Annotated in this window: 17 protein-coding genes; 5 read left to right on the plus strand and 12 right to left on the minus strand. The window is 66.7% G+C overall.

All coding sequences use genetic code 11. The features are described 5' to 3' along the window. Window positions 1-276 (plus strand): hypothetical protein (locus FHX42_RS26105; protein WP_220480896.1); only part of this gene is annotated, 276 nt, incomplete at its 5' end. A gap of 109 nt (window positions 277-385) precedes the next feature. Here FHX42_RS26105 and FHX42_RS25520 read toward each other — a convergent pair. The 11 genes from FHX42_RS25520 to FHX42_RS25570 all read right to left on the minus strand — a co-directional run bounded on the left by FHX42_RS25520 (window position 386) and on the right by FHX42_RS25570 (window position 5261). Further along, entirely contained in the window at window positions 386-859 is a 474-nt protein-coding gene (locus tag FHX42_RS25520; RefSeq protein WP_182547030.1) for a hypothetical protein, read from the minus strand. Between the two features lie 41 nt (window positions 860-900). Then, window positions 901-1131: a hypothetical protein gene (locus FHX42_RS25525; RefSeq protein ID WP_182547031.1), complete on the minus strand. Its 231-nt coding sequence runs from the start codon at window positions 1129-1131 to the stop codon at window positions 901-903. Between the two features lie 12 nt (window positions 1132-1143). Then, window positions 1144-1692 (minus strand): DUF4352 domain-containing protein, encoded by a 549-nt coding sequence (locus FHX42_RS25530; RefSeq protein ID WP_182547032.1) that lies wholly within the window; start codon window positions 1690-1692, stop codon window positions 1144-1146. A gap of 70 nt (window positions 1693-1762) precedes the next feature. Further along, entirely contained in the window at window positions 1763-2164 is a 402-nt protein-coding gene (locus FHX42_RS25535; RefSeq protein WP_182547033.1) for a hypothetical protein, read from the minus strand. Between the two features lie 87 nt (window positions 2165-2251). Next, window positions 2252-2860, minus strand: coding sequence for a hypothetical protein (locus tag FHX42_RS25540; RefSeq protein ID WP_182547034.1), 609 nt, complete (start codon window positions 2858-2860; stop codon window positions 2252-2254). Beyond that, window positions 2857-3105 carry a hypothetical protein gene (locus FHX42_RS25545; RefSeq protein WP_182547035.1) on the minus strand — a complete coding sequence of 83 codons (249 nt, stop codon included), beginning with the start codon at window positions 3103-3105 and terminating at the stop codon, window positions 2857-2859. The genes FHX42_RS25540 and FHX42_RS25545 overlap by 4 nt, the downstream gene beginning before the upstream one ends. Beyond that, entirely contained in the window at window positions 3102-3473 is a 372-nt protein-coding gene (locus FHX42_RS25550) for a hypothetical protein (RefSeq protein WP_182547036.1), read from the minus strand. Before FHX42_RS25550 ends, FHX42_RS25545 begins: the two co-directional genes overlap by 4 nt. Window positions 3474-3493: 20 nt before the next feature. Further along, window positions 3494-3967 (minus strand): NUDIX domain-containing protein, encoded by a 474-nt coding sequence (locus FHX42_RS25555; RefSeq protein ID WP_182547037.1) that lies wholly within the window; start codon window positions 3965-3967, stop codon window positions 3494-3496. A gap of 89 nt (window positions 3968-4056) precedes the next feature. Further along, on the minus strand, window positions 4057-4452 hold the full coding sequence (locus tag FHX42_RS25560; RefSeq protein WP_182547038.1) for a WhiB family transcriptional regulator: 396 nt from the start codon (window positions 4450-4452) through the stop codon (window positions 4057-4059). A 65-nt stretch (window positions 4453-4517) separates the two neighbouring features. Further along, window positions 4518-4955, minus strand: a complete 438-nt coding sequence (locus tag FHX42_RS25565; protein ID WP_182547039.1) for a hypothetical protein — start codon at window positions 4953-4955, stop codon at window positions 4518-4520. A gap of 12 nt (window positions 4956-4967) precedes the next feature. Then, window positions 4968-5261, minus strand: coding sequence for a hypothetical protein (locus FHX42_RS25570; protein ID WP_182547040.1), 294 nt, complete (start codon window positions 5259-5261; stop codon window positions 4968-4970). 121 nt (window positions 5262-5382) lie between these two features. Here FHX42_RS25570 and FHX42_RS25575 point away from each other — a divergent pair, with 121 nt between their 5' ends. Further along, entirely contained in the window at window positions 5383-6177 is a 795-nt protein-coding gene (locus tag FHX42_RS25575) for a hypothetical protein (protein WP_182547041.1), read from the plus strand. A 79-nt stretch (window positions 6178-6256) separates the two neighbouring features. Here the strand turns inward: FHX42_RS25575 and FHX42_RS25580 are convergent, their stop codons facing one another. Further along, window positions 6257-6544 (minus strand): hypothetical protein, encoded by a 288-nt coding sequence (locus FHX42_RS25580; RefSeq protein WP_182547042.1) that lies wholly within the window; start codon window positions 6542-6544, stop codon window positions 6257-6259. 272 nt (window positions 6545-6816) lie between these two features. Here FHX42_RS25580 and FHX42_RS25585 point away from each other — a divergent pair, with 272 nt between their 5' ends. The 3 genes from FHX42_RS25585 to FHX42_RS25595 form a co-directional block, all read left to right on the plus strand. After that, window positions 6817-7266, plus strand: coding sequence for a hypothetical protein (locus tag FHX42_RS25585; RefSeq protein ID WP_182547043.1), 450 nt, complete (start codon window positions 6817-6819; stop codon window positions 7264-7266). Window positions 7267-7294: 28 nt separating this feature from the next. Continuing rightward, complete coding sequence (locus FHX42_RS25590) at window positions 7295-8122, plus strand: hypothetical protein (RefSeq protein WP_182547044.1); 828 nt, start codon at window positions 7295-7297, stop codon at window positions 8120-8122. A gap of 219 nt (window positions 8123-8341) precedes the next feature. Then, window positions 8342-9691 (plus strand): helix-turn-helix domain-containing protein (locus FHX42_RS25595; RefSeq protein WP_182547045.1); only part of this gene is annotated, 1350 nt, incomplete at its 3' end.

The following is a 9691-nucleotide window of genomic DNA, read 5'->3' on the forward strand; positions in this document are numbered from 1 at the left end:
TGGGAGCTCTCCACGGTCGATTCCGGGTTCGTGGGGTTCCGGGTGCGGGTCAATGCCGACCGGGTGGAGTTCGCGATCACCGGCCGGTCCGATCCAAACAACGTGATCGCTCCGGTGTACACCGAGTCCGCGTCCGGTGAGGGCACGTTGCCGGCGTCGCGGGGACCGTATCTGTACTTCGGCCGTCAGGCTCCGCCCGGGGATGAACCGGTGCGGGCGGTGTGGCACGGGTGGGTTTACAGCCCTGGTCAGGGAGATGACCCGCCGGCGGTGTGAAGTCGGGTGGCGAGACGATTCCGCCCCCTGGTCGGTGAGGTGTGCCAACCAGGGGGCGGGATCGCGCGTGTCCGACCCCTAGCCGCGGGGTGTGGGTACGCGGGTGATGCTACGCGCCGGCTTGGCTGCTGGTCAGGTACTCGTGATAGTTCGCCGCGGCCAGGATCTTGTAGGCGAACGCGCGCGCCTCATCGGGCGTTCCGTAGTCCCCGTCGGGGTAGGCGCTGTAGCAATGCTGGTTGTAGGTTTCGACGCGGCCGGGAACGGTTTGGTCGTTGATGAACTCCGGTAACTCGCTCTCGGTGTACGTCGGAGTGTTGTCGTAGATGCTGCGTAGCTCGTGACGCCAATCCGCTACTTCACTGGGGGTGGTTCCATCCGTGTCGCAGTCTCGCCGGATGGCGTGGTCGATCACGTAGGCCGCGCGGGACAGTAGCGCAATGTTGATGCTGGTGACGGCTCTGTTTTCGGGAGTCGAAACCGGATAGCGCGTGATCATCTGCGTGAGTCCGTGGAGTGCAGCGGCGACGAAGCGGGCGTCTCCGTAGGGGACGCTGACGGTGTTGGTGGCGGCATCATCCATCGTGGGGCGCCTCTCTGCGTGGTGGCTGATGGTGTTGTCTGCTAGATGTCGATGGGTTCGCCCGATGCGACGAACCGCGCGTGCTCACGGGGCGATCCCGTCCAGACGGTTACGCGCGGAGTCATCCCGAACGTGATCTTCTCGGACTTCATGATTCGGGCCATGCTGTCTGCGTGGTACTTGCCGGTCGGCCAGTCGGGCACGGGGATGAGCGAGTCGTCCGGTGCGTGCAGGCACCACAGCAGTCGGATACGGGGTGTTGTGGTGGTCATGGCGCGGCTCCCTTACTGGTGAGCGAACGTCGTGGACTTGTTTCCGAGCATGGCGGACACGATGACGCGGGTGGACTGGTCGGGCTGGCCGGCGAATGCGGTCCAGCCGCTGCCGGTGGCGCCGGGCGGGATGTCCCCGATCATGAGGATGCCGGGTGCGACGTTGCTCGAGTCTTGGACTTTCTCTACGACCTGGCCGCCGGTGGTGGCTTGGAACTGCAAGGTGGCCGGGTTGACCGGTTTGCTGGTCGTGTTCTCGAACGTGATCTTGACCTTGAACGCTGGTTTCCCGGCCAGTCGTTGCGGCATTGCGGTTGTGCTGGTGGTGAACGGCTCCGGGGCGGACACGGTGGTAGCGATCGGATCACTACTCGCGGTTCCGTAGGCCAACGTGTCCGGCTTGTTCGGGCTGCTGCTGGACGCGGGGGGTGGTGTTGGCGCGCCGGTGGTGCCGGTGGCGTCGTCGGAACCGGTGGTGGCCGTGCTGCACGCGGCCAGTAGCAGTGTGGTCCCGAGTGCGGCGGCGACGAGCGCTTCGGGGTTCAGGGTGTGTCTGCGCATGAGGGTCAACCTAGCGTGCCTGCCCGGTAGTGACGGGTGGCCCCGATCGGTCTCGGGGCCACCCGGGCGGTTACAGGTTCGGGGCGATGTAGGCGCGTCCCCGGTCGTAGTGCGGCACGGGATCGGCGGACGGAACGAGCACGTGATGCACGTCCGCCTCAGCGCCGGTGATCTCGTGGCCGTCGGGGGTGTAGTACAGCGTTTCGTCGGCTCCGTGCTGGACGGTCCACCCGAGTGATTCGAGCACGGGGCGGCTCACCTCGGTGAGATACCGGCCTTCCCCGGGGGTGACGTCGTACGAGCTGGCTTGGTCAACGTGGGTGAAGGCGTTCTCGAACTGGTCGAGTAGTTCCACGAATCGGTGTTGCCAGTCCTCTGGCATGGATTGGAGCAACGCGCGCGGCATGACCAGGTAGTTGGCGTAGGACAGGCCAAAGTGGGTGTGGATGTCTTTCGGGGCGGGTTCGCTCATGGCGGGGACTCCGTTCGGTCTTGGTGTGCCTGGCAGTGAGCCAAGCCGGAAGCGCACACACCGGGGCGTGTGCGCCAACGGCCGGGTTCACGTACCGGCGACGTCGGGAACGAGGTGTTCCCGGAACACCGGCGCTTCCAGTGCGATCCAGCAGTTCCCGAACACGTCGCGGTCGGTGTCGACCAGCCGTGAAGTGGGGTACACCTGGCGTAGCTGCTCGGCGAAGGCGGTACTTGCCCGCGGGTTCCGGCCGGCGTTGACGGTGATCCGAGCGAGCGGGATCACGTCGGTGGTGGGAACTACGACGCTGTCGCCGCGGTCGAGTTCGATCCACGTGCGCAGACCCGAGCGGGGCGCGCGGACGGTGCCGCGGTTGTCGTCATCGGGGGAGACTGCGACGCGGTCCCCGGGTTGGGACATCCACCCGGGCGGGTTGCCGGTGTCGGCGGTCAGGTGGCGGGCGAACACGTGCCGGTCGGTTCCGTTGTCGCGGGTGACGGTGCAGGTTCGTTCGCCGGTGGTGCGGGAGTGCACCGAGATGCCGGTGAGCGTGCCGTGCTCCCCGGTTTCTATGGGCAGTGCGGTGACGGCCACGCGTGCACCAAGGTGCAGGATCTGCCCGCCGGCGGGGGATCGTGGCGCGTCGATGACTTCGAGGGTGTCCCAGTCGTGGTGGCTACTGATGTCGAGCGTCATGACTGGCTCTCTTCCGTCGTGTCGTCGGGGGCGGTGCGGTCGACGTAGACGGGTGCGTCTCCGCTCGCACACCATGCGTTCAGGCTGGGGTCGCGCGGGTTGCCGAAGTCAATAAGCACGGACCCGTCGCGGCGGTTGGTGTCCACCCAGTTGATCGGGAAGCGGAACATGTCGCGGCCGGTGGCGTGGACGAACTGGTCAGTGTCGGGGTTGACGGTTTCGGCTCGGACTCGCTGCACGGTCATGAGGCGAATCCTTCCCGGGTCGGTACTTCCACGGTGATCGTTGCGGAACCTGGTGAGGAGACGTCAACGTTGACGATGTTGCTTCCGCCGTACGTGTCGTGGAGAAAGTCGCGGACGGTTTTGACGATGTCGTTGGCTCCGCCCGTCCCGTGGGTGGAGTCGGACACGGTGACGGTGACGACTGCGACCGGTTGGATGTTGTCGACGTGATAGACGCGGCCGGTTCCGTCGTCACGGTTGATCAGGTGCCTTCGGGGAGTAGAGCTGGTAGCGATGCGTCCGAACATGCCGTCACTGGTGGCGACACGTTCGCCGGTGGCCGGGGCGGGGTTGACGCCGATTTCGGGGTTTCCGTTGCTGCTGGTCATGACTGCGGTTCCTTCCCGGGCTAGGTGTGGTGCAGGGTGGTGGTGAATGCGCCGTGGGAGGCCAGGAGCCTGTAGGCGTCTCGGATCATCTGCTCGTGGTCGAACGCCAGGCTGTGCCGCCATGCTTCGGGGGCGGGGATCCAGCGGGTGTCGGTGAGGTCGTCGCCGGCCTGCACGCCCGGGATCCGGTCGAACACGGTGGTGTACAGGCACGACACGTACCGGCCGCGGGGGTCGCGATGGGGGGCGTCGTAGACGTCGACGAACCACAGCGGCGTTTCCCACTCGATGATCAGGTTCGTTTCTTCGTGCAGCTCGCGCACGGCGCAGCCACGGAACGTCTCCCCCGCGTCGACGATCCCGCCGGGCAGTGCCCACCGGCCCTTATAGGGGTACCCGCTGCGGAGTCCGGTGAGTACGTGGAGGTTGCCAGTCTCGTCGGGGGCGAACACGGCCAAGTCGGCTGTTCCGGTGAACGTTTCGGATTCGGGCATCGGGCTGGTTTCCTTTCGGGTTGGGGCGGTGTCCGAGCAGCCCACGCAGACCCGAGCGGGAGGGGGCTGCGTGGAAAGCACGGGCGCCGTCAGGCTGCGTCCTCGCTGGTGTTCGTGGTGTGGATCGTTGCGTAGCGCTGTGGTCCGCTGGCTCCGGCGACGAATCCGTGCACCTGGCCACCACCGGCGGTCCATCGGGATTCCCACTGGACGGTGTCGTCGTAGCACTGCTGCTGAACGGGGCAGTGATCGCAGTAGGTTTCGCGAAGGTAGCGGTGTTTGCGCGCCGGGTTGCCGCTTTTCGCGCCGTCTGGGGGGAACCACGGCTCGTGGGAGGTGCCGGCGCACGCGGCGTGGCGGTGCCAGTCGGGTGCTTCGCCATCGGGGTTGCCGTAGATGGCCATTGCCAGTGCGATCCACCCGATATAGGGGCTGGTGATCTCGTCGCGGAAGTGGCGGTTCGGTGAGTCGGTGTGGCGGTACATGGCGGGTCACTCTCGGGGTGCGTGGAGGGGTTGGCCCCGCCCGGGAGCGGGGCCGGTGTGCGGGTTCAGGAGTGGTCGACGTCGGTTGAGTCGAGTGGGTCTGCGTCGCTGTTGAGCCAGGCGACGTAATCGGGGTGCGGTGGTTCGGGTTTAGGCTGAATATCGGTGCGCAGCGTGTTAATGACGGCGCTAGCGATAGCGTGATCAGCGCCCTGGTTGTCACCGGTGGTGCCGCTCATCCCCCGCTCGCGGAGAACCTTCGCCACTTCGCTGGCGAGTCGTTCGTGCTGGGCGTCTCCGTTGTCGGTGCCCTCACGCCACATGATCACAATGGCGTCACTTGGCTGGGCGGGGCTGCGCAGGTCACGAATCCGGGTTTCGGCGTTCTCGGCTCGCTTGATCACTCCCTCGAGTTCGGATCGAAGTAGATCCCGGTCGCGCTCGGCGCTCTCGGCGCGTCGGAGGTAGTACTCGGTGTCGTCGGGGGTGCTGTTCGGGTCCACTGGTCGTTCCTTTCAGAGGTGGTTGCCGGTGTCGGCGCGCATGGCTTCGAGGGCGGCTGCTGCGAGGTCGTAGGCGTCAAGGTTCGGATCGTTGCGGTTGGCCTGGATGTGTTCGTCGATGGCCATTGCCACGCGGTGTTCCTGCTTGGCGCTGCCGGTGGTTCCGTGGGCGTGCAGCTTGGTCGGGGTCCATGCGGGTTCGAACCATGCGCAAGTGCAGCGGATGTCCCCGTGTGTCCAGCATTGGCCGGCGTCGTGGGTGCTTTCGCGGTGTCCGCAGTGGCAGAACGGGTCGGTGGTGGTCACTGGGGTTTCCTCCGTGGGTGTGGCCTCTCGGACACCTATAAAGGTACATGAGTGGCTTGAGTGACACAAGTGGGGTAGTCTGGTCACGTCCACACAATCTTTCTCCCGATGAGGAGTCCCCGTGATCCCGTTTTGCCTGGAAATGACGTTCGACCCGAACTCGGCTCCGGCCGAGTGGCAACACGCGCTACCGGCCATGCCGGAAGGCTGGTCGATCACGTCCACCCCCGGACCGTTCGGCGACGGAACGTACTACTGCCCGGTCCACTCGGACGGGGAAAAGCTACCGATCTACACGACCACGCGGAAAGAGACCGAGCAGACCACGATCGCGTGGTTCGAGCTGGACCGCGCGGAAGACGCGGTGCGCCTCGCGCTAACGGAGGAACCGCCGCTGATGTACACCCGCGAGCGGTACGAGGAAGCGTGCTTGGCCGCGGACGTGCCGCCCCTGTCGGAATTGCAGGTGGCTCAGCACTATCAGAGCGACCGGGCTTTCCCGGTGTCGGACTATCCGGCGCGGGTGGTCATCGCCGCTCGGTTGGCCACGACCCGGGGGCGGGGGTTGTTCGCGGAGTTGGACGCCGCGCAGCGGTCCGCGCGGAAGCAGGCGACGACCGTGGTTGGTTCGGGCCCGTTGTCGCGGTCCGAGTACGAGCGCGGGTGCGCGGTCGCTGAGGTTGAGGCACTGCCGGATGCTGAGGTGGCCGACATCGGTGCGTGGCACGCGGTGGACACGGAGAACGTGCGGTCGGTGCGGGCGTGGTTGGCGGTGCAGCGCTACCGGGGGTTGGTCTCGGAGCGGCCGGAGCGGTGTTGCGTGGTGTGCGGGCAATGGCAACCGCCGATCGTGGGCCGGTCGTGTCGCCTCGGGGTAGTGTGCGTGGAACATCTGGATATCGCGCTGGATGCGTGACCGTGCATTCATGTGCGCTCATGACGCCGCCCCCGGACTCTGTGCAGGGTCCGGGGGCGGTTTCGTGCGCGGCGGGGGTTCAGGCGGTGACCGGAGGTGCGTCCCAGTACGGGTGTGGGCTGCGGTTGCGGATCCGCCACGCGCGGCGTTCGCACTCGCCGCATGTGCGTGCGTACTGGCGTTCGGTGTCGAGTTGGTCGAACTTGCGGTGTTGGAACTCGAGTCCGCAGAGCGCGGTTACCGGGGTGTCGTTGCGGTAGTCGCCGGTGTAGGCGTGTCGGTGTTGGTCGGCTGGGTTGGGTTGCTCGTGGATGCCCCACCAGATTGGTGTTGCGGGGTCTGCGGAGGTGTAGACGGTGTCGGGCATGGGGTCACGTCCAGCGGTAACGAGATGTGTTCGGCTGTGGGGTCGACGGTGAGGGGTAAGGGCAGTTGGTTGGGGACTGGGCCCCACGTGGCGAGTCGGTCGCGGGCTCGTTGGTCTTGGCTCGGTGTGAGGCACATCGGTGGGTGATGATGGACTGTGGTGGTCATGACGTGAGTCACGGTACTTGAGTGGCATGAATGCGTCGAGTGATGTCGCCCATCCGGACGAATTCCCCCCTGGCTTAGTGGTGTCACTCATGTACCCTGACGGCCATGTACACGATCCCCACGACCACGCTCCGCAAGACCCCCGGCGCATGGGGCGCCTTCACGCGTCACGTCATCCACTACGGCTACCACCTGGCCGTCACACGCTCTCTCAGCCACATCACCGACGACCCGAGTCCGCAGGTAGCCGCGATCGGCGTCTCTTTCACCTGGTGGGTCGGAAACCTCTCCACCGACGATCCACCGGAAAATGGCGTCGTCCGGTCTCGTCATGATGATCTCGTGGAGGTCGTCACGAAACGCACGAACGAGGCGCGCCCCGGATTGCCGACGGTGCTGGATGACGCGGTCTACCGCGACCGACACACCACGGTGTACCGCTACCGGGAGCGCGCGACGGTGTTCATGCCGCCGACCGCGTACGAGGCATGGACCGGCAACCCGATCCAGCTCGGACCCGAAGCGGACTTCGTGCACGAACTCGAGCAGCACTGAACCCCTGACACAGAAACCCGCACCCGCCATGAGCACACACACCGCATCCCCCGCCGATTCCGGCGCCGGCGCGCACTCCCCGACGCGTCCCGCCAACCCCAAGCCGTACGTGATGGCCGGCGTCCGCGCGTTCCAAGCCGCCCTGGACGGGCGGAAACACGCCACCGTCGTCACCGCCACCGTCGGGAAGATGATCCAGCAGCGCCGGCGGGGGTTCGAGCTGCGCCCGAACACGCAGACCCCCGCACGGATGCACTGCCGAGTGCGGCACGTCGAAGCGATCCCCCATCTCGGCAAGGTTCCCGCGGTGGCGGAAAACAAGCTGGGGATCGCGCTGTCCGACTTCACCGACTTCCACGCGACGTGGAAGGACTACCAGCGCTCTCTTCGCGGCACGCCTCCCGCTCGGGGGCCGGCCGCGGTGGTCGTGTTCGACGCTGTGGCCGACTCGCTCACGGGATCGTGGACACCGCCGAGCGAGCGCGCGGCACTCCGGCAACAGCGCAAGCCGTGGACGCCGGTGGATCCGGCCTCCACGTTGATCGACCCGACAACGCCGATCCACCCAAGTGATATCGATGAGCTACCGCGTCGCCTGGTGGAGCACGGCGGACCGTGGTCCGGCCGCGCCGAGTTGGACGCGGTGGTGGTGCTCACCGAGCACGGCCGGTGCGGCGCGGCGATGCCGAATCAGGTGCGGTCGCTCGTGGATCGGTCCACAGCGCAGCGGGTGCATGACCAGCTCATCGGGCGCGGGTTGATCCTGGCGATCCCCGGCATCGGGGAGGTGTTCTCGCCGGCGATGCTGTCCGGGCTGCGTGTGCTGGCCGACGGCGAGCCAGCGACCGGGCACTGATCGTGGCCGTTATGATCGATCAGAGCTAGACCAGAACATGAAAAAGTCCCACGTCCACCGTGGCGAACGTGGGACCGTACACACAAAAAACACACAAGCTGGCACCAACCAGCCATCAATTAAGCTGGCACTAGCGTAGTGCACTGGGCAGCGATGTACCAACACGCTCCCTACTGACGTTGGTCACACTGCGCATCGTGCCGGGGGGAAGGACACACCGTGGCACTCGATCCGATCCTGTGGGCCCTCAAGGATGCCCCGGTCGCCACCGCGGAAGAGAAACTGGCGCTCGTGGTCATGGCTGAGACCGCGAATGAGGACGGCACCGACGCCTATCCGTCGAAGGACACGATCGCCGCTCGCGCGTGCCTGTCGAAGGAAACCGTCAAGCGGCTCGTTCGCGAGTTCCAGCAGCGCCGGTTGATCGCGCCCGGAGACCAGGAAGCGGCGCGGCGCATCCCGAAGCAGTACCGGCCCACGGTCTACGACCTGATGATCCCGTACCGGTGGTTTCCCAACGTCGACCGCGTCAACGCCGACCGCGCCGCGAGGGGGGTCGGCCCGTTGACTCCGGGGGGTCGGCCAGATCTGGGTCCGGCGCCGGAACGCAAGGCGCGCGCCGATAAGGGTGTTTCGAACCCGAGCAAGGGTCCCGGCAAGAAAAAGGCGAAAACCGCAGGTCAGGACGGGGAAACTGGGCAGGGTGAGCACGACGATCCACAGGGGGGTCTCACAGACCCCCCTGTGGATAACTCCGCTAGGGGGGTCTATGAGTATCGGGTAGGGGGGTCTATGAGTATCGACCAGGGGGGTCTCACAGACCCCCAAACCTCCCCTCTAAACCTCCCCCGTGAAACCTCCTCCTCAGAGCGCGCGCACGCACGCGACGACGCCGGCACTGAGAGGGAGGAAGAGAACGCTCCCGCAAGGGAGGAAAAGCCAAGCCGGGACACCGGACGGGACGCCGAGCACGACACCGACACCACTACCCCCGCAACGGCACCTGAGATCCACACAGGCGCCACGAACCCGCCGGACGGGCCGAACTACCCTGACGATCGGGGTGCGGGTGCCACACAGGACGTGTCAGCGCTCCTCGAGCGGTTCTTCCGGTCACTGCCCACTCACGTGTGCCCGAACTCCGCAGCCCGCTCCGGCAAGACCGGCCACACCGTCGCCGCGCTCCTGACCGACGGGTGGGACACGGTGGCCGACGGTCCCGAGCAGCTCGCGGCGTGGTTCACCAGCCGCATCCCCCGCGGAGGAGTGTCCAGCCCGGCCGGGTGGATCACCTCGCAGTGCGCCTATGCCCCCACGGCCCCGACCGCCGGCGGATCCACCGGTGCGGACGCCGTGCCGCACGCCGACTGCCCGAACCAGTGCGACCACATGCACTTCGTGGACACCTACAACCCGGACACGGGCAAGGAACAGCGCCGGCGCTGCGACGTGCCGCACCGGCCCGATGACCGCACTCGGCGCGAACCGGCCGCGGCTGCGAGCGCACCCCCGGCCGCGACGCCGGCCGTCGACAGCAGCACGGCCACGGCATCGGACACCACCGGGGTG

Source organism: Halosaccharopolyspora lacisalsi (assembly GCF_014137975.1).
GTDB classification, from domain to species: domain Bacteria; phylum Actinomycetota; class Actinomycetes; order Mycobacteriales; family Pseudonocardiaceae; genus Halosaccharopolyspora; species Halosaccharopolyspora lacisalsi.

Excerpts from the sequence above, each read along its gene's own strand:
- FHX42_RS25520 (WP_182547030.1), bottom strand. The coding sequence starts at position 859 with ATGGATGATGCCGCCACCAACACCGTCAGCGTCCCCTACGGAGACGCC.
- FHX42_RS25525 (WP_182547031.1), bottom strand. The coding sequence starts at position 1,131 with ATGACCACCACAACACCCCGTATCCGACTGCTGTGGTGCCTGCACGCA.
- FHX42_RS25530 (WP_182547032.1), bottom strand. The coding sequence starts at position 1,692 with ATGCGCAGACACACCCTGAACCCCGAAGCGCTCGTCGCCGCCGCACTC.
- FHX42_RS25535 (WP_182547033.1), bottom strand. The coding sequence starts at position 2,164 with ATGAGCGAACCCGCCCCGAAAGACATCCACACCCACTTTGGCCTGTCC.
- FHX42_RS25540 (WP_182547034.1), bottom strand. The coding sequence starts at position 2,860 with ATGACGCTCGACATCAGTAGCCACCACGACTGGGACACCCTCGAAGTC.
- FHX42_RS25545 (WP_182547035.1), bottom strand. The coding sequence starts at position 3,105 with ATGACCGTGCAGCGAGTCCGAGCCGAAACCGTCAACCCCGACACTGAC.
- FHX42_RS25550 (WP_182547036.1), bottom strand. The coding sequence starts at position 3,473 with ATGACCAGCAGCAACGGAAACCCCGAAATCGGCGTCAACCCCGCCCCG.
- FHX42_RS25555 (WP_182547037.1), bottom strand. The coding sequence starts at position 3,967 with ATGCCCGAATCCGAAACGTTCACCGGAACAGCCGACTTGGCCGTGTTC.
- FHX42_RS25560 (WP_182547038.1), bottom strand. The coding sequence starts at position 4,452 with ATGTACCGCCACACCGACTCACCGAACCGCCACTTCCGCGACGAGATC.
- FHX42_RS25580 (WP_182547042.1), bottom strand. The coding sequence starts at position 6,544 with ATGCCCGACACCGTCTACACCTCCGCAGACCCCGCAACACCAATCTGG.
- FHX42_RS25585 (WP_182547043.1), top strand. The coding sequence starts at position 6,817 with ATGTACACGATCCCCACGACCACGCTCCGCAAGACCCCCGGCGCATGG.
- FHX42_RS25590 (WP_182547044.1), top strand. The coding sequence starts at position 7,295 with ATGAGCACACACACCGCATCCCCCGCCGATTCCGGCGCCGGCGCGCAC.